The sequence below is a fragment of the Microbacterium sp. B35-30 genome, assembly GCF_010634855.1.
Lineage (GTDB): Bacteria > Actinomycetota > Actinomycetes > Actinomycetales > Microbacteriaceae > Microbacterium.
Map to the genome: position 1 here is coordinate 1 of NZ_MWLQ01000027.1, position 25,596 is coordinate 25,596.

General features: G+C 70.7%; 27 protein-coding genes. 19 read left to right on the plus strand and 8 right to left on the minus strand.

What is annotated here, in order from left to right; translation table 11 throughout:
• Positions 1–114: 114 nt before the first annotated feature.
• Genes B2K11_RS15145 through B2K11_RS15160 form a run of 4 tightly spaced genes read right to left on the minus strand, consistent with a single transcriptional unit; the run spans position 115 to position 4,547 of the window.
• Positions 115–1,920 (minus strand): cytochrome bc complex cytochrome b subunit, encoded by a 1,806-nt coding sequence (locus tag B2K11_RS15145; protein ID WP_163619529.1) that lies wholly within the window; start codon positions 1,918–1,920, stop codon positions 115–117.
• A 44-nt stretch (positions 1,921–1,964) separates the two neighbouring features.
• On the minus strand, positions 1,965–3,044 hold the full coding sequence (locus B2K11_RS15150) for a Rieske 2Fe-2S domain-containing protein (RefSeq protein WP_163619371.1): 1,080 nt from the start codon (positions 3,042–3,044) through the stop codon (positions 1,965–1,967).
• 37 nt (positions 3,045–3,081) lie between these two features.
• On the minus strand, positions 3,082–3,885 hold the full coding sequence (locus tag B2K11_RS15155) for a cytochrome c (protein WP_163619373.1): 804 nt from the start codon (positions 3,883–3,885) through the stop codon (positions 3,082–3,084).
• Positions 3,886–3,905: 20 nt separating this feature from the next.
• Complete coding sequence (locus B2K11_RS15160; RefSeq protein ID WP_163619375.1) at positions 3,906–4,547, minus strand: heme-copper oxidase subunit III; 642 nt, start codon at positions 4,545–4,547, stop codon at positions 3,906–3,908.
• Between the two features lie 187 nt (positions 4,548–4,734).
• Between B2K11_RS15160 and trpD the strand changes: the two genes are divergently transcribed.
• The 3 genes from trpD to B2K11_RS15175 all read left to right on the plus strand — a co-directional run bounded on the left by trpD (position 4,735) and on the right by B2K11_RS15175 (position 7,420).
• On the plus strand, positions 4,735–5,796 hold the full coding sequence (gene trpD / locus B2K11_RS15165; protein WP_163619377.1) for an anthranilate phosphoribosyltransferase: 1,062 nt from the start codon (positions 4,735–4,737) through the stop codon (positions 5,794–5,796).
• A gap of 114 nt (positions 5,797–5,910) precedes the next feature.
• Positions 5,911–6,399: an aromatic ring-opening dioxygenase LigA gene (locus B2K11_RS15170; RefSeq protein WP_163619379.1), complete on the plus strand. Its 489-nt coding sequence runs from the start codon at positions 5,911–5,913 to the stop codon at positions 6,397–6,399.
• Positions 6,400–6,418: 19 nt separating this feature from the next.
• Positions 6,419–7,420, plus strand: a complete 1,002-nt coding sequence (locus tag B2K11_RS15175; RefSeq protein ID WP_163619381.1) for a PHP domain-containing protein — start codon at positions 6,419–6,421, stop codon at positions 7,418–7,420.
• Positions 7,421–7,468: 48 nt separating this feature from the next.
• Here B2K11_RS15175 and B2K11_RS15180 read toward each other — a convergent pair whose 3' ends face one another.
• Positions 7,469–8,392, minus strand: a complete 924-nt coding sequence (locus tag B2K11_RS15180; protein ID WP_163619383.1) for a 5'-3' exonuclease — start codon at positions 8,390–8,392, stop codon at positions 7,469–7,471.
• 237 nt (positions 8,393–8,629) lie between these two features.
• On the opposite strand from B2K11_RS15180, the gene B2K11_RS15185 reads away from it, so the two are divergent.
• The 4 genes from B2K11_RS15185 to B2K11_RS15200 are packed head-to-tail and all read left to right on the plus strand — an operon-like array spanning position 8,630 to position 13,027.
• The gene (locus B2K11_RS15185) at positions 8,630–9,556 is read left to right on the plus strand and encodes a hypothetical protein (RefSeq protein ID WP_163619385.1); all 927 of its coding nucleotides are present in this window, start codon (positions 8,630–8,632) and stop codon (positions 9,554–9,556) included.
• Entirely contained in the window at positions 9,553–10,806 is a 1,254-nt protein-coding gene (locus B2K11_RS15190) for an acylneuraminate cytidylyltransferase (protein WP_163619386.1), read from the plus strand. Before B2K11_RS15185 ends, B2K11_RS15190 begins: the two co-directional genes overlap by 4 nt.
• Positions 10,803–11,675, plus strand: a complete 873-nt coding sequence (locus tag B2K11_RS15195; protein ID WP_163619388.1) for an N-acetylneuraminate synthase family protein — start codon at positions 10,803–10,805, stop codon at positions 11,673–11,675. Before B2K11_RS15190 ends, B2K11_RS15195 begins: the two co-directional genes overlap by 4 nt.
• A complete protein-coding gene (locus B2K11_RS15200) occupies positions 11,672–13,027 on the plus strand; it encodes a DUF6716 putative glycosyltransferase (protein WP_163619390.1) in 1,356 nt (451 codons plus the stop codon). The genes B2K11_RS15195 and B2K11_RS15200 overlap by 4 nt, the downstream gene beginning before the upstream one ends.
• On the opposite strand, the gene B2K11_RS15205 is transcribed toward B2K11_RS15200, so the two are convergent.
• On the minus strand, positions 12,946–13,473 hold the full coding sequence (locus B2K11_RS15205) for a hypothetical protein (RefSeq protein ID WP_163619392.1): 528 nt from the start codon (positions 13,471–13,473) through the stop codon (positions 12,946–12,948). The two genes, B2K11_RS15200 and B2K11_RS15205, sit on opposite strands and share 82 nt — an antisense overlap.
• 227 nt (positions 13,474–13,700) lie before the next feature.
• Positions 13,701–14,246 (minus strand): hypothetical protein, encoded by a 546-nt coding sequence (locus tag B2K11_RS15210; protein WP_163619369.1) that lies wholly within the window; start codon positions 14,244–14,246, stop codon positions 13,701–13,703.
• 429 nt (positions 14,247–14,675) lie between these two features.
• On the opposite strand from B2K11_RS15210, the gene B2K11_RS15215 reads away from it, so the two are divergent.
• The 6 genes from B2K11_RS15215 to B2K11_RS15240 all read left to right on the plus strand — a co-directional run bounded on the left by B2K11_RS15215 (position 14,676) and on the right by B2K11_RS15240 (position 19,773).
• A complete protein-coding gene (locus tag B2K11_RS15215) occupies positions 14,676–15,041 on the plus strand; it encodes a TraR/DksA C4-type zinc finger protein (protein WP_163619394.1) in 366 nt (121 codons plus the stop codon).
• Between the two features lie 52 nt (positions 15,042–15,093).
• Entirely contained in the window at positions 15,094–15,483 is a 390-nt protein-coding gene (locus tag B2K11_RS15220; protein ID WP_204260152.1) for a YchJ family metal-binding protein, read from the plus strand.
• 39 nt (positions 15,484–15,522) lie between these two features.
• A complete protein-coding gene (locus B2K11_RS15225; RefSeq protein ID WP_163619398.1) occupies positions 15,523–16,299 on the plus strand; it encodes an isocitrate lyase/phosphoenolpyruvate mutase family protein in 777 nt (258 codons plus the stop codon).
• A 69-nt stretch (positions 16,300–16,368) separates the two neighbouring features.
• A complete protein-coding gene (locus tag B2K11_RS15230) occupies positions 16,369–17,463 on the plus strand; it encodes an NAD(P)-binding domain-containing protein (protein ID WP_163619399.1) in 1,095 nt (364 codons plus the stop codon).
• A 177-nt stretch (positions 17,464–17,640) separates the two neighbouring features.
• Positions 17,641–19,080 carry an amino acid permease gene (locus tag B2K11_RS15235; protein WP_345770786.1) on the plus strand — a complete coding sequence of 480 codons (1,440 nt, stop codon included), beginning with the start codon at positions 17,641–17,643 and terminating at the stop codon, positions 19,078–19,080.
• 48 nt (positions 19,081–19,128) lie between these two features.
• Complete coding sequence (locus B2K11_RS15240) at positions 19,129–19,773, plus strand: SDR family oxidoreductase (RefSeq protein ID WP_163619403.1); 645 nt, start codon at positions 19,129–19,131, stop codon at positions 19,771–19,773.
• Between the two features lie 2 nt (positions 19,774–19,775).
• Here the strand turns inward: B2K11_RS15240 and B2K11_RS15245 are convergent, their stop codons facing one another.
• On the minus strand, positions 19,776–20,069 hold the full coding sequence (locus tag B2K11_RS15245; RefSeq protein WP_163619405.1) for a DUF503 domain-containing protein: 294 nt from the start codon (positions 20,067–20,069) through the stop codon (positions 19,776–19,778).
• A 51-nt stretch (positions 20,070–20,120) separates the two neighbouring features.
• Between B2K11_RS15245 and B2K11_RS15250 the strand changes: the two genes are divergently transcribed.
• The 6 genes from B2K11_RS15250 (at position 20,121) to B2K11_RS15270 (ending at position 25,506) form a co-directional block, all read left to right on the plus strand.
• Positions 20,121–21,170, plus strand: a complete 1,050-nt coding sequence (locus B2K11_RS15250) for a zinc-dependent alcohol dehydrogenase family protein (RefSeq protein ID WP_163619407.1) — start codon at positions 20,121–20,123, stop codon at positions 21,168–21,170.
• 114 nt (positions 21,171–21,284) lie between these two features.
• On the plus strand, positions 21,285–21,452 hold the full coding sequence (locus tag B2K11_RS20500; protein ID WP_204260153.1) for a hypothetical protein: 168 nt from the start codon (positions 21,285–21,287) through the stop codon (positions 21,450–21,452).
• Between the two features lie 2 nt (positions 21,453–21,454).
• On the plus strand, positions 21,455–22,228 hold the full coding sequence (locus B2K11_RS15255; protein WP_204260154.1) for a PH domain-containing protein: 774 nt from the start codon (positions 21,455–21,457) through the stop codon (positions 22,226–22,228).
• Between the two features lie 347 nt (positions 22,229–22,575).
• A complete protein-coding gene (gene rpsA, locus B2K11_RS15260; RefSeq protein WP_163619409.1) occupies positions 22,576–24,024 on the plus strand; it encodes a 30S ribosomal protein S1 in 1,449 nt (482 codons plus the stop codon).
• Between the two features lie 132 nt (positions 24,025–24,156).
• Positions 24,157–24,726 (plus strand): GIY-YIG nuclease family protein, encoded by a 570-nt coding sequence (locus B2K11_RS15265; RefSeq protein ID WP_163619411.1) that lies wholly within the window; start codon positions 24,157–24,159, stop codon positions 24,724–24,726.
• Positions 24,727–24,828: 102 nt separating this feature from the next.
• Positions 24,829–25,506 carry a hypothetical protein gene (locus tag B2K11_RS15270; RefSeq protein ID WP_163619413.1) on the plus strand — a complete coding sequence of 226 codons (678 nt, stop codon included), beginning with the start codon at positions 24,829–24,831 and terminating at the stop codon, positions 25,504–25,506.
• The last annotated feature ends 90 nt before the right edge of the window (positions 25,507–25,596 follow it).

Genomic DNA, 25,596 nt, shown 5'->3' on the forward strand with positions numbered 1-25,596 from the left:
GGGCGTCGTCGGCAGCGCATCTGCTTCGTTCCCGCTTGTCGCCACGAGAATGACGGATGCCTCTGCTCGCTCGTGACGCTCGTGCCGTGTCTTCCGTCTGGTAGTGGTCTCGACCTACTGGTCGGACTCCTTCTCACGGTTCCTGGGCGACTTCGTTCCCTGCTCGGGCTCGGGCACGATCACGTTCGAGGGGCGGACCGCCGTCTCGGAGTTGTGGCCGTCGTCGATCGGCTTGTGCGGGGCATCGGGCACACCAGCACGCTCATGTGCGCCCTGCAGCTCGAGGTCCTCCTCGGCCGCGATGTGGTCGAGGCCGTGATGCTGGTGAGCGAGGGCCGCGTCGAGTTCCGCCTGCGAGACCGGGGTGAGCCGATCCTCGAAGAACCAGCGCGAGATGGACGCGCGGACGTTCTCGTGCCACGGGATACGACCCTGGGCGTTCGGGCGGACCACGAGCGGCTCGTAGGTGTCGAAGTCGGCCAGCTTGAAGCGCTCGTACTCGTCGACGGGCTGGTGCACCTCGATGTACTCGCCACCGGGGAGACGCACGATTCGGCCCGACTCGTAGCCGTGCAGGGCGATCTCGCGGTCCTTCCGCTGCAGCGCGATGCACATGCGCTTCGTCACGAAGTACGCGACGATCGGGCCGAGGATCAGCAGCGCCTGCAGTGTGTGGATCACGCCCTCCATCGTCAGCCAGAAGTGGGTGGCGATGATGTCGGAGGCTGCCGCGGCCCAGAGCACTGCGTAGAACGTGACACCGGCGGCACCGATCGCGGTGCGCGTCGCGGCGTTGCGCGGACGCTGTGCGATGTGGTGCTCGCGCTTGTCACCCGTCACCCACGCCTCGATGAACGGGTAGATCAGCACGAGGACGATGAACAGACCGAGCACGACGAGCGGCACGAGGATGTTGAACGACCAGGTGCGGTCCAGGAAGACGAACTCCCAGCCCGGGGGCACCAGTCGCAGCGCGCCGTCGGCGAAGCCGATGTACCAGTCGGGCTGCGTGCCGGCCGACACGGGGGACGGGTCGTACGGGCCGTAGTTCCAGATCGGGTTGATCGTGAACAGCGACGCGATGAGCACGATCACGCCGAACGTGATGAACAGGAAGCCGCCCATCTTCGACATGTAGACGGGCATCATCGGGTAGCCCACGACGACGCTGTTGGTGCGACCTGCGCCCGCGAACTGCGTGTGCTTGTTGATCACCATCAGCATGAGGTGGAGCACCAGCAGGCCGACGAGGATCGCCGGGAGCAACAGGATGTGCAGAGAATACAGGCGGCCGACGATCGCAGTGCCGGGGAACTCGCCTCCGAACAGCAGGAACGAGGTCCAGGTGCCGATCAGCGGGATTCCCTTGACCATGCCGTCGATGATGCGCAGGCCGTTGCCCGAGAGCACGTCGTCGGGGAGCGAGTAGCCGGTGAAGCCCTCGCCGAGGGCGAGGATGAACAGGATGAAGCCGATGACCCAGTTGAGCTCGCGCGGCTTGCGGAACGCACCGGTGAAGAACACGCGGAGCATGTGCACGCCGATGCCGGCGACGAAGACGAGCGCCGCCCAGTGGTGCATCTGGCGCACCAGCAGACCGCCGCGGAGGTCGAACGAGATCTCGAGGGTCGACGCCATCGCCGCCGACATCTCGATGCCGCGCATCGGAAGGTAGGCCCCGTTGTAGTGCGTCTCGACCATCGACGCCTGGAAGAAGAACGTCAGGAACGTGCCCGACAGCAGCACGACGACGAAGGCCCACAGCGCGATCTCGCCGAGCATGAACGACCAGTGGTCGGGGAAGATCTTGCGGCCGAGCTCCTTGACGAAGCCGGAGAGGCTCGTCCGCTCGTCGATGTAGTTCGCGGTGGCGCCGATGAAGCGGCCGCCGAGGGGCTTGTCACGCCCGTTCGGTGACACGGGCGCCCCGGGAGCCTCAGGCTGCTCGGTGACGGTTGAGGTGCTCAATGACGCTCCCAGAAGCTCGGGCCGACGGGCTCGTTGAAGTCGCTCCTCGCGATGAGGTAGCCCTCGTCGTCGACGGTGATGGGCAGCTGCGGCAGCGGGCGAGCGGCCGGGCCGAAGATGACCTTGGCATGGTCGGTGACGTCGAACTGCGACTGGTGGCACGGGCAGAGCAGGTGATGCGTCTGCTGTTCATACAGCGCCACCGGGCAGCCGACGTGGGTGCAGACCTTGGAGTAGGCGACGATGCCGTTGTACGACCACTCCTTGCGCTCCTCGGACTCGACCAGGTCCTCGGGCAGCAGGCGGACGAGGAGCACGAGAGCCTTGGCCTTCTCCTCGAGGTAGCCGTCGCTGTGGGACACCTCGGCCAGGGCCTCGGGGATGACGTGGACGGCGGAGCCGAGGGTGAGGTCCGCGGCACGGATGGGCTCGCCCGACGGGTCGTGCGCCAGGCGCATGCCTTCCTTCCACATGGTGTGCTCGAGGAGATACACGGGGTCTCCCGCGTGCGGCTTCTCGGGGGAGCTGAACGGCGCGAGTCCCCGGAAGAGCACGACGCCCGGAACGACGGACGCGACGAGCGCGGCGATCAGCGAGTTGCGGACCATCGCACGACGACCGAAGCCGGATTCCGCGTCGGCGTCGGCGAAGGCCTTGATGGCCGCTTCACGCGTCGTGTCGCGTCCGCGCGTGGCGTGACGGGGCTCGACGAACTCGCGGTCGGACATGACCGCCTTGGACCAGTGGATCGCAGCGACGCCGATGGCCAGCAGCGCAAAGGCGATGCCGAGTCCGATGAAGAGGTTGTTGTTGCGGATGTCGACCATCCGCCCGCTCTCGATCGGGAACAGCATGTAGGCCGCGATGGCCCAGATGCTGCCGGCGATCGAGAGGTAGAAGAGCGTGTAGATGCCGCGCACGGCGCGCTTCATCGAAGCCGGGTCCTGGTCGGTCATCCGCTCGCGGTGCGGAGGGAGGCCAGGGTTGTGCACCGGGTCGGGGACCGCGACGGCGAGCCCGGGGGAGGGCTTCCAGGAAGCCCTCTCGTGCTCGAGCGGGTCGTCCTCGTGGGCCATGCTGCTCCTCGTCAGTGTTGCGTGTGTCGTACGTAGATCAGTTGGACTTCGCCGTGATCCACACGGTGATGGCGATCAGCGAGCCGATGCCGAAGATCCAGATGAAGAGGCCCTCCGAGACGGGGCCGAGCGAGCCGAGCGTGAATCCGCCGGGCGACTCGTTCTCCTGCAGGTAGAGCAGGTAGGTGATGACGTCGCGCTTCTCTTCGGTGGTCAGCGTCAAGTCGTTGAAGACCGGCATGTTCTGCGGCCCGGTCACCATCGCCGCGTACATGTTGAGCGGGGTCGTGGTGTGCAGGTTCGGGGCGTACTTGCCCTCGGTGAGGGCACCGCCGGCACCCGCGACGTTGTGGCACATCGCGCAGTTGATGCGGAAGAGCTCGCCGCCCTCCGACGCATCGCCCTCGCCGTCGAGCACCTCGTCGTCCGGGAAGCTGGGGCCCGGGGCGATGGACTGGATGTACTCGCCGATCGCGGCGATCTGCTCGTCGGTGAACTGCACCGGCTTCTGCGGGGCCTGGGGCCCCTGCATCTGCAGCGGCATGCGACCGGTGCTCATCTGGAAGTGCACGGCGAGCTCGCCGACGCCGTACAGCGACGGTCCGTCGTCGGTCCCCTCCACATCCAGGCCGTGGCAGGTGGCGCAGTTGGCCTGGAACAGCTTCTCGCCGTCTTCGACGGTGAGCGCGGAGTTCGTCACCGTCTCGGGCGTCGTCGCCGCCATCGCGGCGGATGCCCCGGCGTAGACGCCACCGGTGATGAGCAGGCCGATGCCGATCAGTGCGGCTGCGGCCCAGGGGCTGCGGCGGCCTTTCGAGCGGCGCGTGGTCTCTCGTGCCATGTCGGGTTACAGCTCCGCTCTCACTTGAGGAAGTAGATGACGAGGAAGAGGGCGATCCAGACCACGTCGACGAAGTGCCAGTAGTAGGACACGACGATCGAGGAAGTCATCTCTTTGCGCCCGAAGTTCTTGACGGCGTACGCGCGACCGATCACGAGGAGGAAGGCGATGAGGCCGCCGGTGACGTGGAGGGCGTGGAAGCCCGTGGTGAGGTAGAACGCCGACGCGTACGAGTTCGCGCTGATCGGCAGGCCCTCGGCGACGAGCTGGGCGTACTCCCACACCTGGCCCGAGACGAAGATCGCACCGAGTGCGAAGGTGAGCCAGAACCACTCGACCATGCCCCAGCCGAGCCAGCCGCGCTTCTTCAGCGAGTACGGCTGGAATCGCTCGGCCGCGAAGACGCCCATCTGGCACGTGACCGACGACAGCACGAGGATGATCGTGTTCACGGTCGCGTAGGGAACGTTCAGCAGCTGCGTGCTCTCGGCCCATAGTTCGGGGGAGGTGCTGCGCAGGGTGAAGTAGATCGCGAACAGGCCGGCGAAGAACATCACCTCGCTGCCGAGCCACACGATGGTTCCGACAGCGACCGGATCCGGCCGCTTGACGGACCGCATGGCCTGGGAGTAGGTCGCTGTGGAGGTCGTCACGCTCCCCATTATGGCCGATTCGGGCCCCCGATTTTCGCATCGGAGGGCATCTCTTTGCCCGTCCGGGAACTTAGGGCAACCTAAGAGGTCCCTGCGACTCTGCCGTGAACACGTGGTGAAGACGCAGAATCGCGCGGGGCGGCACCCCGTGTCACGAAAGGGTTCCGATTCGCGCGCCCGGCTAGGCTTCTCGGTTATGGCGGAGCTGTACACCTGGCCGGGAATCCTCACGACACTGCTCGAGCGGCGCGACCTCAGCGTCTCGGAGTCGACGTGGGCGATGCGGCAGATCATGTCGGGCAGCGCCACGCCGTCCCAGCTGGCGGGCTTCCTGGTGGCGCTGCGTGCGAAGGGCGAGACCGTCGACGAGATCGTCGGCTTCCGCGACGCCATCCTCGAGGCGGCGCTGCCGCTTCCGGTCGACGCGGCGGTGCTCGACATCGTGGGCACCGGAGGGGACCGCTTCGGCACCGTCAACGTCTCCACGATGGCGGCGCTCGTGGCTGCGGCATCCGGGATTCCCGTCGTGAAGCACGGCAACAAGGCCGCCAGCTCGTCATCGGGTTCCTCCGACGTGCTGGGCGCGCTGGGCGTCGATCTCGCGCTCTCACCGGACGCCGTCGCCGAGACGCTCTCGCGGGCGGGGATCACGTTCGCGTTCGCCGCGGCGTTCCACCCCGGCTTCAAGCACGCCGGCGCGACGCGCAGCGAGCTGGGAGTGCCGACCGTGTTCAACTTCCTCGGCCCGCTCTGCAACCCCGCGCGCGCCGAGGCGAACGCGGTCGGTGTGGCGCACCTCGACCGCGTGCCGCTCATCACCGGCGTGTTCCGCACACGCGGCGCGACGGCGCTGGTGTTCCGCGGCGACGACGGGCTCGACGAGCTCACCACCACCGGACACAGCAGGCTCTGGGAGGTCAGCCGAGGCGACATCCACGAGCACGACCTCGACCCGCGCGACCTCGGCATCCCGGTAGCCGACATCGACGATCTCCTCGGGGGCGACCCCGCGCACAACGCCGCGGTCGTGCACCGGGTGCTCGGCGGCGAGGAGGGTCCGGTGCGCGACATCGTCCTGCTCAACGCGGCCGCCGGCATCGTCGCCTACCGGCTGTTCCGCGATGCCGCAGAGGTGCAGCGGCCGATCCTCGAGCGCCTCGCCGAGGCGCGCGACGCCGCGGCGGCCGCGATCGACTCGGGTGCGGCCACGGCGACACTCGAGCGCTGGGTCCAGACCACGAAGGCGCTCTCGCGCTGACGGGTGACGCGCCGATTTTCCACCGTGTGTGGTTTAGTACGGCGCGCGGTCTTCCGCCGCACGGCAGGGCGCCGATAGCGTGTGCCACAACGCACCCGTGATCGAGGAGGACGCATGAGCCAGGAAGAGCCCCGCACCGCCGACGTGGTCGAGCCGCCTGAGAAGAAGGTCGGCCTCGTGAAGGCGGTCGGCATCCTCGGCATCGTGGGCGGCATCCTGCTGATCGTGGTCGGTGTGATCGCGTGGATCGGCGTGACCAACCAGCTGTCGGCCGAGAACATCACGATTCCGGACGACGCCGCGGCGTTCCAGGGTCAGCAGGTGACCGGCCCGTTCACCGCTTTCGTGCAGGCTGACATCATCAACCACCACGCGCTCGAGGCATCCGGCGGCAAGACCTACGCCGAGCTCGACCAGGACGACCCGGTGCGCGCGACGATGATGCAGGCGTCGTTCCTGCGAGCCTCGCTGTTCACCTCGATCGTCGCGTACGGCGTCGCGCTGTTCGCGGCCGGCATGGGCGTGCTCGCGATCCTGTTCGGCTGGGCGATCCACCGGCTTGCGAGCGTGCCGGTGGTGATCAAGCGGGCGAACGTCGTCTGATCAGGCGGCCATATCCGACGTGCACCCCCACGACGCCCTCAGCGAGATCGCGACCCTCCTCGAACGGGAGCGGTCGTCTCGGTACAAGTCGAAGGCGTTCCGGGCGGCCGCCGACGCCATCCAGGGACTGACCGACGAAGAGCTGCGCGATTCCACAGCTCTGCGTCGGCGCAAGGGGATCGGCGAATCCACCTTCGCGGTGATCCAGCAGGCGCTGGGCGGCGAGGTTCCCGGCTACCTGGTCGATCTGCGCGAGCGTGCCGGCGTGCAGCGCGCCTCGACGCTGCGGCCGCTGCTGCGCGGCGATCTGCACGCCCACAGCGACTGGTCGGACGGCCTCACCTCCATAGACCTCATGGTGGATGCCGCCCGCGCGCTCGGCCACGAGTACCTCGCGCTCACCGACCACTCGCCACGGCTGCGGGTCGCCAACGGCCTCTCTTCCGAGCGTCTGCGCGCTCAGCTCGACGTCGTGGCGGGGATGAGCGGCGACGGGTTCACGCTGCTGTCGGGCATCGAGGTCGACATCCTCGAGGACGGCACGCTGGACCAGGAGCGCGAGATGCTCGATCGGCTCGACGTGGTCGTGGCCTCGGCGCACTCGAAACTGAGGATGGAACGCACACCCATGACCCGCCGGCTCGTCGCGGCGGTGTCGAATCCGCACACGGATGTGCTCGGCCATGTCACGGGCCGGCTCGTCGAGGGTTCGCGGGGCACGAGGCCGCCGTCGACGTTCGACGCCCGCGCGGTGTTCGAGGCGTGCGAAGCGCACGGGGTCGCGGTCGAGATCAACTCCCGACCCGAGCGCCAGGATCCGCCCGACGAGCTGATGGCGCTCGCGCTGGAGATCGGATGCCTCTTCTCGATCGATTCTGACGCGCACGCGCCCGGGCAGCTGTCGCTGCTCGACTACGGTGCCGAGCGCGCGGAGCGCCTGGGAGTGCCTCCCGAGCGCATCGTCACGACGTGGCCGCTGTCGCGACTGCGTGAGTGGACAGGACGCGAGCGCGGCGCCTGATCCGGTGCCGGTTCCGCACTGTCCGGCGGACGGCGCGTCACCGCTTCCTCAGACGGCGTCGAGCGTGTCGATGATGCGGGTCATGGCCGCGCCGAGCGCCCACCGCTCGGCGAGGGCTGCGGCATCCGTCTTCGCGCGCTCGTCGAGAGGGCGCAGGCGCGGGTCGGGCACGTCGAGCGGCAGATCGCGGACGACGGCGACGACCTGCGGAGCGACGGCGAGATACGGCAGGCCGGCGAGCACCTTCGCCCGCACCCCGGCGGCCATGCCCTCGCCGAGCTCTGCCGCCTCGACGATCCCGGCGAGGTCGCCGTAGGTCGCGAGCAGCCCGGCCGCGGTCTTGTCGCCGATCCCGGCGACGCCCGGCAGACCATCCGAAGAGTCGCCGCGCAGGGTGGCGAAGTCCGCGTACTGCGAGGGGAGGACGCCGTACTTCGCGACGACCGCGGCGTCGGTGAGAACCTCGAGGTTGCTCATGCCGCGGGCGGTGTAGACGACGCGGACGTCGCGGGCGTCGTCGACGAGCTGGAAGAGATCGCGGTCGCCGGTGACGATGTCGACCGGCATGGCCGCCGTCGTCGCCAGGGTGCCGATGACGTCATCGGCCTCATGGTCGGCGGCGCCGACGATGCGGATCCCGAGGATGCCGAGCGCCTCGCGGATCACCGGGACCTGCACCTCGAGCGGGTCGGGCACCTCTTCGACGTCGGTGCCGCCGGCGACAACCTCGGCGACGCGGTGCGTCTTGTAGGTGGGAATGAGGTCGACCCGCCACTGCGGCCGCCAGTCGTCGTCCCAGCACGCCACGAGATGGGTCGGACGGTAGGTCGTCACGAGCCGCGTGATGATGTCGAGGAATCCGCGGACAGCGTTGACAGGCGTGCCGTCCGGTGCGCGGACCGTGTCGGGCACCCCGTAGAACGCGCGGAAGTAGAGGGACGCGGAGTCGAGCAGCATCAGGCGGTCGGTCACGCGTTCATCCTGGCATGCGGCTCCGACGCCCGCCGGGCGACCTGAGCGCCACCTGCCGTTCACCTGCGCGACGGATGCCGGTCGCACGTCGGCACCCGTCTCGTTCACGTCTCGCACCCACCGTGGGGAGACAACCGGGAGTCCCACGGGCTCAGGGCTGTGCGGGGGCACAGCCCTGAGCCCGTGATGAGGACCAGCCCCGAGCCCCCGTAAGGGAATGTCGCGAGAGGAGGCGCCATGGGTCGCGAAGACGTGCTGGCGTGGGTCGAGTCGCCCCTGCAGCTGATCGGCGCCGCGGAGTGGGCGGCGTCGCACGGACGGACGGTGCCGGTGGCCGGGCGGCTGACGCCTCAGATCTCGGCCACGGCCGACGAGCTGCTCACCCGCGGCGCGCGCTTCGGCGAGCTTGCGCCCTACCTCGGCATCCCGTGGAGCCTTCTCGCCCGTCACGGCCACTGGCTGGTCGGCGACGGGTTCTCGGGCCAGTTCCGCCTCGCCGCGGCCGTGCTGCGCCCGCACCGCGTCACATTCCTCGACGACGGCGCGTACGCGATCGCGTACGCCGACGCGCTGCTCGGCCGTCGTCCCTACGCGCGGCCGAATGTCGCCGAGCGCGGCCTCACCACTGTCGTCGCGCCGTTCGCGGCCGAGCTCGTGCATCGACGCGCCGCCTCGCGACGCGCCGCCATCTTCACCGCCTTCGACCTCGGCGCCGACCGCCTCGACGGCCTCGCCGACCGCGGGTTCGGCATCCGTCGCCACGATTTCTCGTGGACCCGCGCCACCGCGCCCGCCGCGCCCGCGCTCGGACGGCGCATCGTGCTCGGCAGCGCGCTGCCGGTCGACGGACGCATGATGCTGGTCGACTACGTGCGGTGGGTGCGGGATGCCGCGGCCGGCGGCGCCGTGTACCTCCCGCATCGCCGCGAGACCGCCGAGCAGCTGGACGCGGTCGCGACGGTCCCCGGTCTGCGGATCCACCGGACCGGCCTGCCGGTGGAACTCGTGCTGGCCGGGGCGCGGCATCCGCTCGACGTGCACACCCTCCCGTCCAGCACGACCACGACGCTGCCGCTCGTGCTCGCGGGCACCGGTGCGAGGGTGTTCACGGATGTGAGCCGGAACGGCGCCGCACGCCGCTCGGCACGGACGGCGGCCGCATGAGCGAGGCGGTTGCCATCATCCCGGCGCGCGGCGGCTCGAAGGGCATTGCGCGCAAGAACCTGCAGCGGGTCGGGGGCGTGCCTCTCGTGGCGCGCGCCGTCGACGCGGCGCGTCGGTGCCCGGCCATCGACAGGGTCGTCGTGACGACCGACGATGCCGACATCGCGGCGGTCGCCGCCGAGTGGGGCGCCGAGATCGTCGAGCGGCCTGCGCAGCTGTCGGGTGACCAGGCGTCCAGCGAAACGGCGCTGCTGCATGCGCTCGACGCGCTCGAGGCGCGCAAGGTCGACGTGGGCGTGCTGGCCTTCCTGCAGGCGACGTCGCCCTTCATCGACGTCGATGCGCTCGCCGCCGCCGTGCAGCTCGTGCGATCCCGCCGGCGCGACAGCGTCTTCTCGGCGGTGGAGACGTACGGCTTCCTGTGGGAGAAGGGCCTCGGCGACGCCGCAGAGCCCATCAACCACGAGATCGACGTGCGACCGCGCCGGCAGGATCGCGAGCCGCACTACCTCGAGACCGGCGGCTTCTACGTCATGCGTGCGGCGGGATTCCGGGCCGCACAGCACCGGTTCTTCGGGAGCGTCGGCATCGCCGGCGTGGCACCGCGCACGGCGATCGAGATCGACACTCCCGACGAGATGGAGTTGGCACGGCGCCTTGCGCCGCTCGTCGACCGTGACATTCGGGGCGATGGCGGCGTCGCCGTCGACGCGGTGGTGACCGACTTCGACGGGGTGCACACCGACGACACCGTGCGTGTCGACCAGAACGGCCTCGAGTCGGTGACCGTGAGCCGGTCGGACGGCATGGGGGTCTCGCTGCTGCGGGCCGCCGGCATCCCGTTCCTCATCCTCTCGACCGAGGCGAACCCGGTGGTCGCCGCCCGCGCGCGCAAGCTGGGCGTCGACGTGCGGCAGGCCGCCGCGGACAAGGCCGCAGTGCTGCGGGAGTGGGCGGAGGACCACAGCATCCCGCTGTCGCGGATCGCCTACCTCGGCAACGACGTCAACGACCTCGCCTGCCTCGAACTCGTCGGGTGGCCCATCGCGGTGCCCGAGGCCCACCCGCTCGTCCTGTCGGCCGCGCGCGTCGTCCTCGACAGTCGAGGCGGAGACGGCGCGGTGCGCGATCTCGCGGAGCGCGTGCTCGCCGCGCGGCAGTCCGCGGCCACGGCCCTGCACGAGGCTCAGCGACCCGGCGGGCGGAACCCCGCTACCGATCACCCCACTGCACCACTGGAGGCAACATGACCGTCACCATCGGATCCCGCGTCGTCGGAGGCGGACGCCCCGCGTACGTCATCGCCGAGATCGGGCTGAACCACAACGGCGAAGTCGAGCTCGCCAAGCGGCTCATCGACGTCGCCGCCGACGCCGGTGCGGACGCGGTGAAGTTCCAGAAGCGCACGCCCGAGATCGCCACGCCCGAGCACATGCGCGACATCCCGCGCGACACGCCCTGGGGGCGCATGACCTACCTCGACTACCGCCGCCGCGTCGAGTTCGACCGCGAGCAGTACATCGAGATCTCGGACCACGCGCTGCTGCGCGGGCTCGAGTGGTTCGCCTCGCCGTGGGACGTGCCCAGCGTCGCCTTCCTCGAAGACCTCGGCGTCGTCGCGCACAAGGTCGCATCAGCGTCACTTACGGACGTCGAGCTGCTCGACGCCCTGCGCGAGACCGGTAAGCCCGTCATCCTGTCGACCGGCATGTCGACGAGCGAGCAGATCGACGCGGCCATCCAGGTGCTCGGCACCGACCGCCTCGTGCTCATGCACGCGACCTCGACGTATCCGATGGAGCCGGAAGAGGCGAACATCCGCATGATCCCGACCCTGCGCGATCGCTACCCGGGTGTGCCCGTCGGCTACTCGGGGCACGAGCGCGGGCTGCAGATCTCGCTGGCCGCCGTCGCGCTCGGCGCCGTCGCCGTCGAGCGGCACATCACCCTCGACCGCACGATGTGGGGATCGGACCACGCCGCCTCGCTCGAACCTGCCGGCCTGCAGCACCTGGTGCGCGACATCCGCGTCATCGAGGCGGCACTCGGCGACGGCGTCAAGCGCGTGTACCCCGGTGAGCTCGCGCCCATGGCGAAGCTGCGCCGCGTTCCCGCGTGAGTCCGCACGCGCCCGCCGACGGCAGGCCCCGCGTCGTCGCGATCGCCGACACGGACTCGTATGTGAAGTGGGCGGCGGCGCTCCTCGGCGGGGTGGGTCAGCGATGGGATGCCGCGCTGCTGGTGCTCGACACGCCCCTTGTGGTCAGCGACGCCCAGCTCGCCTCGGCCCTGGCCGGCAGCCGCCTTCCGCGAGACCGCGTGGAGAGGATCGCGTACGGCCGGCTGACCGCGCGTCTCGCCGAACTGCGGGCCGACGTCGTCGTGATCGGAGCGCGGGGTCCGCTCGTGCGCGTGCTCGCGCGCGACCTCTCGGCGCTCCCGCACCGGCCGGTCGTCGTGACGGGCCTGCCGGGCATCTCGATCCCGGCGACCCGCCGCGCCGTCGTCTACCGGCTGCAGAGCGACCTGTTCGTGGTGCACTCGCGGCGCGAGTTGCGGGAGTTCGGGGCGTTGTCGGTGCGCACCGGGTACGCGCATCGCTACGCGCTGGCCACCCTGCCGTTCGCCAGAGGCGCCCGGGTGGCTGCCGGTGGGGCGGTCGCACTGAGCCCGGCGGGCGGCGACCTCGTGTTCGCGGCGCAGGCCAAGGTGCCGGCCGAGCGCGCGGATCGTCTCGGGATCGCCCGGATGCTGGTCCGCGCCGCCCAGGCGGATCCGTCGCGGCGGGTCGTGGTGAAGCTGCGCGCAGCGACCGGAGAGCACCAGACGCACGTCGAGCAGGACGGCTACACCGAGCTGCTCGCGTCACTGGGTCCGCTGCCGCCGAACCTCGTAACCTCGACCGGGCCGATGCGCGACGCGCTGACGACGGCGGAGGGGCTGGTGACGGTGAGCTCGACCGCGGCGATCGAGGCGATCGCGCGCGGCATCCCCGTCATCGCCCTCGACACGTTCGGCGTCTCGCCGCAGCTCATCAACGAGACCCTCGCCGACGCGGACCTCCTCGCGGGCGAGGAGGATGTCGTCGCGCGCCGGTTCCGGCATCCCGATCCGGAATGGCTCGACGAGAACTACTTCCACCACCCCGAGGCCGACGACTGGACCGATCACGTCGAGGCGCTGCTGGCGCAGCGATCAGCCGCTCGCCTGCCGCCCCGGGCGGGACTCGCCCGTCGCGGCGGCGGGCTGCGCGACGCCTGGGAGCGCAGGGTCGCCCTCGGACGCGGCGACACCTCGGCCGCCGGCGCGGTCGCGTATGCGGTCGGCGTTCCGCTGCGCACGACCGTGCGCCTCGTGAATCGCGCGCGCCGGCTCGTCGCCGGCGAGACTCAGCAGCCGGGGCCGGTGGGATCCTCGTCGCACGTGCGGTCCACCAGCGCTGTGCGCACCTCGACGACACGCACGTCGTAGCCGGCGGCCTCCGCGCGGACCACGCCCGGCACGGGTCGCCACAGCCCGCTGCCGAAGTCGACGGATGCCGCGTACTCGACCGTCACCGACACCCCGTACGTCCCCCGCGCGCCGTACACGTGGCTGGTCGCGGTCGGGGTGAACTGCCCCTGCCCGAGGCTGGTCCAGGGCGACCCGCCCGTGGCGGTGCGCGTCGTGGTGCCGTCGCCGTTGTCGAAGACGTAGGCGACCGGCACGAACCGCACGGTGACATCCCAGCCGAGCACGGTGCCCGGGATGCGCTCTTCGGATGCCGACGCCAGCAGGTTCGTCGGCATACCCATGACGCCGAAGCCCGCCGGCTCGCCGGCGAGGGTCGGCGGTGCGGGACGGAACGACGCCAGGTCGGCGAGGGTGACGTCGGGGACAGCGTCGGTGACAACGGTGACGCCTGTGCAGCGGTTCATCGGGCCGCAGTCCCAGGGTTGGGGCGTGGGGGCCTGCAAGTTAGCCTCGGCCGGTCGCGTTGGTGTCGCGCCGTCGTGATCACCGCCACTTCTCGCGCCGCCGGCTGCCACATCGACCTGCGTGTCGCTATTCGACGCGCACGCCGAGATGAAGATGTTCGCTGAGTCGCACGCCCCCGGGGACTCTGAGGAGCCCATCGTCATTGCGGCAACGAACAATACGGCCGCTAGCATCCGTGAACCGCCGCCGCTGGGTCGAGGCTAGAAATGCGGAGTCCCGAGACGCTGTCGTCGGACTCCAAGAATGTGACTTCGAGAGACTGGACATCGGGTCGATCAGCTGCGACAACAGAAGCACCGTCCCCGTCGCGGATGTCGACGGCGGAAATGTCCAGACAGACGTGCGCAAGCGCCTCCGAAGGCTCAACGTCTAGGTTGGTAGCCTGGGGTTCTATCGACACGACGACGGCATCCCCGATTTTCGTGTAGCCGTCACTGTGCCACTGTGAGTACGACTTGCGGTCGGAACCGTTCAGTTCCCCGGTCGTCCACTCGTACACAGCCTCAAACGTTTCCGGGTCGCTGAGATCGACCTCATTCAGCGCATCGACATACGCCCGGTACGTAGCCTCCGCAGCAGCGAACGCTTCCTCCTCGCTGGCGAACGCAGACGTCGGTGTGGGCGTCGGGTCCGTGGGCTCCGGCGTGGTGCAGCCTGCGAGCGTCAGCATCAGGAGAGCGCCGAGCGCCGTGGCCGTGACCCGAGTCCTCACGCCCCCACGTTAACCGGTGGTGCCGAGCCGCCGACCGAGTTATCCACAGCGGAGCCAGGTGAAGCCGGCGATCACGCCCGGGGGTGCGGATCGCCGGCTTCGGGGCGGGCCGATGGGACCGCCCCTCGTGCCCTTCGGGTAGGGCACGAGGAGTGGGCCCGGCGACGCATCGCCGTGGGGTGCGCGGAGCGGGAACGTGATCCCGCTGAGCAATGCATCCAGCTTCCGTCTCCCACCTGGGAGTTCCTTATCGCCCGCCCGCATGAACGCCGCACGCCGGCCGTGCAGGCGCTGTGCTGTCGTCATGACGGCATCGGTCATCGGCCATCAGGCCTCGGGCGTCGCAAGACCGTGGCTGCTGGTGCGTCCGGTGGCGGCGATCCGGCACGGCTGCGGCGTGGCATTGACAACCGGGCGTATCCTCGTGCGATGACCACCGCCGCGAGCCGGACCGAGCTGCGAGCGCTCCTGGACGAGCTGCATGACGCGGCGACGGCGCGCGTCGCGGCGATGGACGAGAATCTGACCGAGCTGCGTGCCGACCGTCGCGGCGACGTCGCCGACGACGAGCACGACCCCGAGGGCGTGACCCTGTCGGGGGAGTGGGCCCGCGCCGTCGCGCTCGAAGAGGCTGCACGACGCGAGATCGCCGAGATCGACGAAGCCGTCCGGCGCTGGGAGGGCGGCACCTACGGTGTCTGCGTGGACTGCGGTCGCGGCATCCCGATCGCGCGTCTGCGGGCTCGTCCGTTCGCGACCCGCTGCGTCTCGTGCGCCGAGAAGGCCGGCGTCTGACGTGTCGTTCGGCGCCGCGGCATCCCGAGCCGCCGCAGGGGGCTTTCCGCGCATGGCGGGAAGAGGTCCGTGCCCCTGCGGCAGCGGCGATCGCTTCGACGGATGCTGCGCCCCCGCGCTGCAGGGAACCCCTCCGCCGACGGCCGAGGCGCTGATGCGCTCGCGCTACACGGCGTTCGTCGTGGGCGACGAGCGCCATCTCGCCGCGACGTGGCACCCGGGAACGCGGCCCGAGGACCTGTCTCTCGATCCCGCCCAGCGGTGGACGGGCCTCGACGTCGTCGCTGTCGAGGGCGGGGGAGAGGACGACGCGCGCGGGGTCGTGGAGTTCCACGCGGCCTGGCGCCACGGACGCGACCAAGGCGTGCTGCACGAGCGAAGCCGGTTCCTCCGCCGCAGCGGGCGCTGGTGGTACGTGGACGGCGAGATCCGGCCGTCTTGACCGGCCCCGAAGGGTCCTGGCGCCGATAGCGTGACAGGCATGACCACTCAGGCCGAGAAAGCACAGACCCTCGCGCGGCTGCACGCCGCGCCCGAGATCCTGCGCGTCGTGAACGTGTGGGACGCCGTGTCCGCCCGCACCGTCGCCGCCCTTCCCGAGACGCGCGCCGTCGCGACCGCCGGCCACGCGATCGCCGCGACGTTCGGCTACCCCGACGGCGAGATCCCGCTCGACATCACCCTCGACATGGTCGGCCGCATCGTCGAGGCCGTGGGTGACCTGCCGGTCACGACCGACCTCGACGACGGCTACGGCGATGCGGGCGAGACCACGCGCCGTGTGATCGGCACGGGCGTCGTGGGCGCCAACGTCGAGGACCGCCTGCGCCCGCTCGAGGAGGCCGTCGCGAACGTCGAGGCGATCGTTGCGGCCGGCGCCGCCGAGGGCGTGCCGTTCGTGCTCAACGCGCGCACCGACGCGTTCGTGCGGGCTGGCAAGCGCCCGCTCGAGGAGTCGATCGCGGACGCGATCGAGCGTGGCCGCGCGTACCTCGCGGCAGGAGCCGACCTCGTGTTCGTGCCGGGCATCCTGAACGCCGACATCACGCGGCGCCTGGTGGAGGGCATCGGCGAGCGCAAGGTCAGCGTCATCGGCCTGCCGGGCACACTGACGGCGGGGGAGTACGAGGCGCTGGGCGTCGCCCGCATCTCGTACGGGCCGATGCCGCAGCGGGTCGCGCTGACCGCGCTGCAGGATGTCGCCACCGACCTCTACCGCGACGGCGTGATCCCCGCCTCCACGCGCGCCCTCAACTGAGGTCGCTCCGCCCCATCGATCCGTCCGGCCCGCGGGAATCCCCGCGGGCCGGATGCTGTTGAGCCCGGCATGGAGCCCGCAGCCGTCGACGTCGTCGTGATCGGCGCGGGACAGGCCGGGCTCTCCGCGGCCTATCATCTGCAGCGCCGCGGCTTCGCACCGGCGCAGCGCTCGACCGGGGCAGCGCCGACGTTCCTCGTGCTCGACGCCAACCCCGGCCCCGGAGGCGCGTGGCAGCACCGCTGGCCGTCGCTGCGGATGGCGACGGTCAACGGCATCCACGAGCTGCCGGGGTTCGCGGTCCCGCCGGCCGACCCCGTCGCCGCGAGCCGCGACATCCTTCCGGCGTACTTCGCCGACTACGAGGAGCGGTTCGCCCTCGACGTCCTGCGGCCCGTGAACGTGAAGGGAGTGCGCCGCGTCGACGACGACCCGCGCGGGCGACTCCTGGTCGAGACCGACGGTGGAGCCTGGACGGCACAGTACGTCATCAACGCGACCGGCACGTGGACCCGACCGTTCCGGCCGCACTACCCCGGGCAGGAGCGCTTCCGCGGCCGCCAGCTGCACGTCGCGGACTACGTCTCGGCGGAGGAGTTCCGCGCACAGCGCGTCGTCGTCGTCGGCGCCGGCGTCTCGGCGGTGCAGCTGCTGGACGAGATCTCGCACGTGGCCGACACGTTCTGGGTGACGCGCCGCGAGCCCGACTGGGTCGAGGCCGACTTCGACATCCCGGCGCGTGTCGCCGCGATCGCCGGCGTCGAGGACCGCGTGCGCCGGGGCCTCCCGCCCGGGAGCGTGATCTCGGTCACCGGCATGCACTGGACCCCGTGGGCGCGGGCGGCCGAGGCACGCGGCGTGCTGGTGCGGCATCCGATGTTCGCCTCGATCGAGGAGGACGGCGTGCGGATGCCGGACGGCTCGTTCGAGCCGGCCGACGTGATCCTCTGGGCCACGGGCTTCCGCCCCGCGCTCGACCACCTGTCCCCGCTGCGCCTGCGCACCCCGGAGGGCGGCTTCCGCGTCGAGAACGGGCGCTCGATCGACGAGCCGCGGCTCTTCCTCATCGGGTACGGGCCGTCGCAGTCGACCGTCGGAGCCAACCGCGCCGGCCGCGACGCCGTCCGCGCGATCATGGCCGACCGCGTCGCCCTCGCGGCCTGAGACCGCCCGCCGGTCGCCAGACTCACCGACTCACAGGCCCCCGCGGGATCGCCCGGGAACCGCCGCGGCGCAAGGGAGCACGCTCGCCCCCTCCGGTTCTAGACTCGCGTGCAATCCCGGTCGCCGACGAGAGCGGACGAAATGAGCCTGGCCCGAGAACTGTTCCGGCGGAAACCCGTGGCGCCGCCCGCGCCGTCGCCCGGCGGGCTGACCCGCGGCATCGGCACCTTCCAGCTCGCGATGCTCGGCGTCGGAGCCACGGTCGGCACCGGCGTCTTCTTCGTGATGCACGAGGCCGTGCCGCTCGCCGGACCCGCAGTGATCCTGGCGTTCCTCGTCGCGGCGATCGCCGCCGGGCTGTCGGCCGTCTGCTACGCCGAGATGGCCTCCGCGGTGCCGGTGTCGGGCTCGACCTACTCCTACGCCTACGTGACGCTCGGCGAGATCGTCGCCATGGGCGTCGCCGCGTGCCTCATGCTCGAGTACGGCGTCTCGACCGCCGCGGTCGCATCCGGGTGGAGCGGCTACCTCGACCGCCTCCTCGGCGACCTGTTCGGCTGGGACATCCCCGCCGCGCTGTCGGCCGGCCCGCTCGAGGGTGGCGTCGTGAACCTGCCGGCCGTGATCCTCGTCGGCCTGTGCGCGCTCCTCCTCATCCGCGGGACACGTGAGTCGGCGGCGGTGAACACCGTCATGGTGATCATCAAGCTCGGCGTACTCCTCATGTTCGCCGCGATCGCCGTCACCGCGTTCCAGACAGACAACTTCGCCGACTTCGCGCCCCACGGCGCGGCGGGGGTCACGGCGGCCGCAGGCACGATCTTCTTCACATTCATCGGCCTCGACGCCGTCTCGACCGCGGGCGACGAGGTGCGCGACCCGCAGCGCTCGCTGCCCCGGGCGATCCTCATCGCGCTCGCGACGGTCGTCGCCGTCTACCTCTTCGTCGCGATCGCGGCCGTCGGCGCGCAGCCATGGACCGACTTCGAGGACCCCGGCCAGCAGAGCGCCGGTCTCGCCGTCATCCTCGGCGACGTGCTCGGCGCCGGATGGCCCGCCACCGTGCTCGCGGCGGGCGCGGTGATCTCGATCTTCTCGGTCACGCTCGTGACGCTCTTCGGCCAGACCCGCATCCTGTACTCGATCGGCCGGGACGGGCTCATCCCGCAGGCGTTCGCCCGCGTCGACCCGCGCACCCATACGCCGGTGTTCTCGACGGTCGTCGTCGCGATCGCCGTCGCGCTCCTCGCGGGCTTCATCCCGCTGTCGAGCCTCTGGGACCTCGTCTCGATGGGAACGCTCGTGGCCTTCATCGTGGTCTCCATCGGCGTCATGGTGCTGCGACGGACGCGCCCCGACCTGCCCCGCGCGTTCCGGGTGCCGGGCTACCCGGTGACCCCGGTCCTGTCGATCCTCGCCTGCCTGTACCTCATCACCGGCCTCGGCTGGTCGACCTACGCGTGGTTCGCGGTGTGGGTCGCGGTCGTGCTCGCCTTCTACCTGCTGTGGGGCCGCCGGCACAGTCTGCTCGCGCGGGCGGAGCACGAGACGGATGCCGCCGCCGGTGGACCGCCACCCGCCGGCGTCGACCCGGGCACAGGCGGCTCCGCCACCTAGCCCCGCGGCGGCGCGGGCGTATCGTGGCAGACGACAGAGGGAGACCCCATGGCACGCGTCCTGATCTTCGGCGGACACGGCAAGGTCGCCCTGCTGCTCGAGCCGATGCTCGTGGCGCAGGGGCACACCGTGACCGCCGTCATCCGTGACTCCGCCCAGGAGGCGGAGGTGGCCGCGACCGGCGCGCAGCCGGTCGTCGCCGATGTCGAGATCCTCGATCTCGATCAGCTGACGAACCTCGTCGCCGGCAACGACGTCGTGGTGTGGTCGGCGGGTGCGGGCGGCGGCAGCCCGACGCGCACGTACGCGGTGGACCGCGACGCGGCGGTGCGCTCGATGGACGCCGCGGCGGCGGCCGGTGTGCTCCGCTACGTCATGGTGTCGTGGATCGGGTCTCGCGCCGACCACGGAGTCGCCCGGGAATCCTCGTTCTTCGCCTACGCCGACGCCAAGTGGGCCGCGGACGCCCACCTCGCGCAGAGCGCGCTGGACTGGACGATCCTGGCGCCGGGTACGCTCACGCTCGATCCGCCCACCGGGCGCATCGCCCTCGACCCGGAGGGCGCAGGTGCGGTGCCGCGGGCGGACGTCGCCGCGGCGATCGCCGCGACGATCGCAGACGACCGCACCATCGGACGCACCATCCGGTTCGGCGGCGGCGGCGAGCCCATCGGGCACGCGATCGCCGGCTGACCTCAGTCCTCGCTCGAGTGCAGCCCGCGCCGCACCGACAGCAGGGTGAGCTCGGGGCGGTCGGCGACCAGCCGTTCGGCGCGGTCGAGCACGTCCCGCACGTGCGACGAGTCCGCCGCGACGACCGACACGCCGATGCCGGCCCGCCGGTGGAGGTCGTGCTCGCCGACCTCGGCGGCCGCTGCCTCGGTGCGGCGGCTGAGCTCCGCGATGAGCGGCCGCAGCACGCTGCGCTTCTCCTTCAACGAGCGGATGTCGCCGAGGAGCAGGTCGAACTCGATCCAGCCGATCCACATGCGTCCATGGTGCCAGCAGCCGCGCGCGGGGCGCGGCCGTAGGCTCGATCCATGCTCGCCACCGTCATCCACGCCGCCCGCGACATCCGCGTCGAGAACGTGCCCGACCCCGTGCTGTCCACCGGCGCCGACGCGATCGTCCGCGTCGTCGCGGCCTGCGTGTGCGGCTCCGACCTCTGGCCGTACCGCGGCGTGACACCCACGAACGAACCGCACCGCATCGGGCACGAGTTCGTCGGCATCGTCGAGGAGGTCGGCGCGGACGTCCGTGTCGTCCGGCCCGGCGACTTCGTGATCGCCCCGTTCTACGTCTGCGACGGCACGTGCGCGAACTGCCGGAACGGGGTCAGCACATCGTGCCTGCACGGCGGCTGGTGGGGGAGCGACGACCGATTCGGCGGATTCGCCGACGGTGGCCAGGGGGAGCGGGTGCGCGTCCCGCTCGCGGACGGCACTCTCGCCGTCGTGCCGGGACCGGTGGGCGACGACGAGGTCCCCGGCCTGCTGACGCTCAGCGACGTCATGGGCACCGGCCACCACGCCGCGGTATCGGCGGGTGTCGGCCCCGGCGATGCCGTGGCCGTCGTGGGCGACGGCGCGGTGGGCCTGTGCGCCGTCATCGCCGCCAAACGGCTCGGCGCAACGACGATCATCGCGATGTCGCGGCATCCGCAGCGCCAGGCGCTCGCCCGCGAGCTCGGCGCCACCCACATCGTCGAGGAGCGAGGGGATGCCGGCATCGAGGCGGTGCGCGCACTCACCGGCGGCATCGGCGCAGACCGGGTGCTCGAGTGCGTCGGCACGAAGGAGTCCATGGACCAGGCCCTGAGGTCCACGCGCCCCGGCGGCATGGTCGGCTACGTCGGCGTGCCCAACGGCGGCCCCGAGCTGCCGGTGCGGCAGATGTTCAACCGCAACGTCGGTGTCAACGGCGGCGTCGCGCCCGTCCGGGGCTACATCGAGGAGCTGCTGCCCGACGTCCGCTCCGGCGCGATCCGGCCCGGGCTGGTGTTCGACCTCGAGCTGCCGCTCGCGGAGGCCGCCGAGGCCTACGCCGCGATGGACGAGCGCCGCGCCACGAAGGTGCTGCTGCGGCCCTGACGCCCGGGCGCGCGGGCAAATCGATCCCCGCGCGATCCGCGACGCGCCCGCGCGCCTGCGCACGCAACGCCTGCCGTACGGTAGAACAGCAGAAGTCGAAGGGAACCCCGGACCGTGAAGCTCGTCAAGCGCATCGTCGTGGTGCTCGTCATCGCGTTCGCGGCGTTCTACCTCATCACCCGCCCGCAGGATGCGGCGAACGCGGTGCAGGGCGCGATCGGCGCCGTCTGGGGCGCCGGTGCCGCCGTGGTCGACTTCTTCATGGCTCTCGCTGCGGGCTGACCGTGTTCGATCCGCGGATCGAGAAGCACCTGATCACAGATCAGGGCGAACGCATCGTCGACGAGGTCCGCAAGCACTGGGCGGCCACCGTCTCGGCTGTCCTGGAGCTGTTCGGCGGGATCGTCGTGCTCCTCCTCACGTTCTTCGTGCCGGCTCAGGCCTGGTGGGTGCCCGCACTCCTGGGCGCCGCGGTGACCGGTCACGCGGTCTGGCGGTACTTCGAGCAGCACACCGACCGCTTCGTCATCACCAACATGCGCGTGTTCCGCGTGCACGGCATCCTGTCGCGGCGGATCGCCACGATGCCGCTCGCGCGCATCCTCGACATCTCCGTCTACAAGCCGGTCGTCGGAAGAGTCTTCGGCTACGGACATTTCGTCTTCGAGTCGGCGGCGCAGGAGCAGGGGCTCCGCGAGATCCGCTTCGTCGGCGACCCCGACGAACGCGGCCTGACGATCCAGCGGGTCATCCAGCAGGCGGGCCTTCGCGGTGCCGCCGGACGCGGTGATCAGTTCGGCGGCGCGCACATCGCGCCGCCGATGCCGGTCGAGCCCCCGGCATCCGTCACGACGACCGAGGCGCGCCGCGACGACAACCCCACCGCCCCGGTGCCCGAGGTGCGTCCCGCCGCGAACCCGTCGGGATGGGACTGGCTCGCCGACGCGCAGCGGCGCGAGGATGAGCGGCTCGCGCAGCTGCGAGGGGATCCCTCGTCGGCGCCGACCCCGTTCGATCCCGACCGCACCAACACCGCCCCGATCCAGCTCCCGCGCTGATCGGGCGCCGCAGAAGACGGTCCCCGCGCCCCCTCGCCGCTCCGTCGGCGGCTCGCGCGGAGCCTCCGGGCCACGGCCTTCCCGCGGCCCGCGGCGGACCCGATTTCGGCCCGCAAGGGAACATCGCGGTCGACCCGGCCGTTCTGTTACCCTGGAGTGTCACTCGTGTGGCTGTTTCGCCACGCTCGGGTAACCGGTTTGCACCGGCTTTCCGCATCCCGCAAGGGTCCGGGTGACATCGCTGGAAAATCCGCTTCGCCTCGGCTCGAGGCATCCGTTCGCCCTTGCGCGACGATGTCACTGAAAGCCGGAGCCCGACACCAAACCCAACAAGGACAACCCACTACATGACTACCGCAACGACCGCCCCGGCCACCAAGCAGGTCGCGATCAACGACATCGGATCTGCCGAGGACTTCCTGGCCGCGGTCGAGAAGACCCTGAAGTTCTTCAACGACGGCGACCTCATCGAGGGCACCGTCGTGAAGATCGACCGCGACGAGGTGCTCCTCGACGTCGGTTACAAGACCGAGGGCGTCATCCCCTCGCGCGAACTCTCCATCAAGCACGACGTCGACCCCAACGAGGTCGTCAAGGTCGGCGACGAGGTCGAAGCCCTCGTTCTCCAGAAGGAGGACAAGGAAGGCCGCCTCATCCTGTCCAAGAAGCGCGCGCAGTACGAGCGTGCCTGGGGCGACGTCGAGAAGATCAAGGAGAACGACGGTGTGGTCACCGGCTCCGTGATCGAGGTCGTCAAGGGTGGTCTGATCGTCGACATCGGCCTGCGCGGCTTCCTGCCCGCTTCACTGATCGAGCTCCGCCGCGTCCGCGACCTCACGCCGTACCTCGGCCAGGAGATCGAGGCGAAGATCCTCGAGCTCGACAAGAACCGCAACAACGTCGTGCTCTCGCGCCGCGCCCTGCTCGAGCAGACGCAGTCCGAGTCGCGCACCACGTTCCTCAACAACCTGCACAAGGGCCAGGTCCGCAAGGGCACGGTCTCGTCGATCGTCAACTTCGGTGCGTTCGTCGACCTGGGCGGCGTGGACGGCCTCGTGCACGTCTCCGAGCTGTCGTGGAAGCACATCGAGCACGCGTCCGAGGTCGTCGAGGTGGGCCAGGAGGTCACCGTCGAGATCCTCGAGGTCGACCTGGACCGCGAGCGCGTGTCGCTCTCGCTCAAGGCGACGCAGGAGGACCCGTGGCAGGTCTTCGCCCGCACGCACGCGATCGGCCAGGTCGCGCCGGGCAAGGTCACCAAGCTCGTTCCGTTCGGTGCATTCGTGCGCGTCGCGGATGGCATCGAGGGCCTCGTGCACATCTCGGAGCTGTCGGGCAAGCACGTCGAGCTCGCCGAGCAGGTCGTGTCGGTCGGCGAAGAGGTCTTCGTCAAGATCATCGACATCGACCTCGAGCGTCGCCGCATCTCGCTCTCGCTGAAGCAGGCGAACGAGTCGGTCGACCCCAACGGCACCGAGTTCGACCCGGCCCTCTACGGCATGGTCACGGAGTACGACGAGAACGGGGAGTACAAGTACCCCGAGGGCTTCGACCCCGAGACCAACGCGTGGCTCGAAGGCTTCGACGAGCAGCGCGAGAAGTGGGAGCAGGAGTACGCCGCTGCCCACGCTCGCTGGGAGGCCCACAAGGCCGCCGTCACGAAGGCTCTCGAGGCCGAGGCTGCCGCCCCGGTCGAGACCGGCTCGTCCTCGTACTCGTCCGACACCGGCTCCGGTGGGACGCTCGCGGACGACGAGGCCCTCGCCGCTCTGCGCGAGAAGCTCTCGGGTCGCTGATCCTGAGTTGACCCGCCTGGTTCACTGAACCCGGCTGGCAGAAGGGCCGTCACCAACGACCGCGAGGTCGGGGGTGACGGCCCTTTCGCGTCCCCCGACCACGGCGTCGGTGGTCGCGGGTACTGTCGCCGTGTGTCCTCGAAGCTCCCGTCCGCGCGCTGCCTGGTGGACGATGACGGATGCCGCGGCCCGGTGCCCGTGGACAGCCCCGTCGCCCTCTGCGAGCGACACCTCGCCGCGGCGACCGAGTGGGGCGACTCCCAGTACGGCGTCACGGACGCACTGCCGTCGCCGTGCGCCGCCTGCGGCTCGCGGCTCGGCGTGCGCTATCCGTCGGCGTGGCTGTGCGCGGTGTGCGAATGGCGCCACGGCGAGATCCCCGACGCCGAGTTCGCGCCGCCGCGCGTCGACGTCGTGTACTACCTGGGTTACGCCGACCGCGTGAAGATCGGCACGAGCTCGAACCCGCGGCAGCGCCTCGCCGCCCTCTGGCACGATGAACTGCTGGCGTTCGAGCGCGGTGGTCGTGCCCTCGAGCAGCGGCGGCATATGCAGTTCGCCGACGACCGCTACCCGCGTACCGAGTGGTTCCGCCGCTCCGAGGCCCTCATGGCGCACATCGGCGTGCTGGCCGCGGGGATCGAAGATCCGTGGGCTCTCCACACCAGGTGGCTCAGCGAGGCGCTGGCAGCCCGAGGATGACGGCCATACGCTCTCGGAGAACGGCTGCGATCCTCCAGCAGGCTCGGAGGATCGGTCCCTAGCCTCGGAGTCCACCGGCACCCACACACGATGGAGCAGACCATGGGAATCTTCGATCGACTCTTCGGAGGCTCGGACGACGGGCGCCAGACGCCGTCTGTGCCGCAGAACACCTACGGCGCACGGCCGGGACCGCAGGCGCCGGGGATGCAGCCGCCGGGGATGCAGCCGCCGCGCAGCGAGGACGAGATCGCCATCGAGCGCTACCGGTACCTGCTTCGGACCGCGCCGCCCGAGACGATCGAGCAGGTGCACGCCGAGGCGTTCGGCAGGCTCACCGAGCCGCAGCGTCAGCAGGTGCTCGCCGAGCTTTCCGCGGGGCTTCCTTCCGCCGAGCAGCCGCGCTCGAGCGACCCGCAGACGATGGCCCGTGCCGCAACGCGCGCCGAGTACCTCAACCCCGGTTTCATGGAGCGCACGCTCGGGCCGCAGCGCCAGGGGCCGTCGTTCGGCTCGATGCTGGGTTCGTCGATCCTCGGCACCGTGGTCGGCTACGTCATCGGCTCGGCGCTGGTGAGCTCGTTCCTTGCTCCGACCTTCGCCGACGACTCGGGCAACCAGGACGGGTCGTCCGGGGAGGGCGCGGATGCCGGTGGCGAGACCGGCGGTGACACCGGGGCGGCCGACGCCGGCTGGGGCGACAGCGGGTCCGGCTGGGGCGGCGACGCGGCCGGCTCCGACGCCGGTGGTTTCGGCGACTTCGGCGACTTCGGGTTCTGACACCCCGGTCGCGGAGGCCGGCGATCCGGCGCCCGGAACGGGAAGCTGAGCGCGCCCCTCCCAGCGGCGGGGCGCGGCATCCGTTACCGT

Excerpts from the sequence above, each read along its gene's own strand:
- B2K11_RS15150 (WP_163619371.1), bottom strand. The coding sequence starts at position 3,044 with ATGGCCCACGAGGACGACCCGCTCGAGCACGAGAGGGCTTCCTGGAAG.
- B2K11_RS15155 (WP_163619373.1), bottom strand. The coding sequence starts at position 3,885 with ATGGCACGAGAGACCACGCGCCGCTCGAAAGGCCGCCGCAGCCCCTGG.
- B2K11_RS15160 (WP_163619375.1), bottom strand. The coding sequence starts at position 4,547 with ATGGGGAGCGTGACGACCTCCACAGCGACCTACTCCCAGGCCATGCGG.
- trpD (WP_163619377.1), top strand. The coding sequence starts at position 4,735 with ATGGCGGAGCTGTACACCTGGCCGGGAATCCTCACGACACTGCTCGAG.
- B2K11_RS15170 (WP_163619379.1), top strand. The coding sequence starts at position 5,911 with ATGAGCCAGGAAGAGCCCCGCACCGCCGACGTGGTCGAGCCGCCTGAG.
- B2K11_RS15185 (WP_163619385.1), top strand. The coding sequence starts at position 8,630 with ATGGGTCGCGAAGACGTGCTGGCGTGGGTCGAGTCGCCCCTGCAGCTG.
- B2K11_RS15190 (WP_163619386.1), top strand. The coding sequence starts at position 9,553 with ATGAGCGAGGCGGTTGCCATCATCCCGGCGCGCGGCGGCTCGAAGGGC.
- B2K11_RS15195 (WP_163619388.1), top strand. The coding sequence starts at position 10,803 with ATGACCGTCACCATCGGATCCCGCGTCGTCGGAGGCGGACGCCCCGCG.
- B2K11_RS15205 (WP_163619392.1), bottom strand. The coding sequence starts at position 13,473 with ATGAACCGCTGCACAGGCGTCACCGTTGTCACCGACGCTGTCCCCGAC.
- B2K11_RS15215 (WP_163619394.1), top strand. The coding sequence starts at position 14,676 with ATGACCACCGCCGCGAGCCGGACCGAGCTGCGAGCGCTCCTGGACGAG.
- B2K11_RS15220 (WP_204260152.1), top strand. The coding sequence starts at position 15,094 with ATGGCGGGAAGAGGTCCGTGCCCCTGCGGCAGCGGCGATCGCTTCGAC.
- B2K11_RS15225 (WP_163619398.1), top strand. The coding sequence starts at position 15,523 with ATGACCACTCAGGCCGAGAAAGCACAGACCCTCGCGCGGCTGCACGCC.
- B2K11_RS15230 (WP_163619399.1), top strand. The coding sequence starts at position 16,369 with ATGGAGCCCGCAGCCGTCGACGTCGTCGTGATCGGCGCGGGACAGGCC.
- B2K11_RS15240 (WP_163619403.1), top strand. The coding sequence starts at position 19,129 with ATGGCACGCGTCCTGATCTTCGGCGGACACGGCAAGGTCGCCCTGCTG.
- B2K11_RS15245 (WP_163619405.1), bottom strand. The coding sequence starts at position 20,069 with ATGTGGATCGGCTGGATCGAGTTCGACCTGCTCCTCGGCGACATCCGC.
- B2K11_RS15250 (WP_163619407.1), top strand. The coding sequence starts at position 20,121 with ATGCTCGCCACCGTCATCCACGCCGCCCGCGACATCCGCGTCGAGAAC.
- rpsA (WP_163619409.1), top strand. The coding sequence starts at position 22,576 with ATGACTACCGCAACGACCGCCCCGGCCACCAAGCAGGTCGCGATCAAC.
- B2K11_RS15270 (WP_163619413.1), top strand. The coding sequence starts at position 24,829 with ATGGGAATCTTCGATCGACTCTTCGGAGGCTCGGACGACGGGCGCCAG.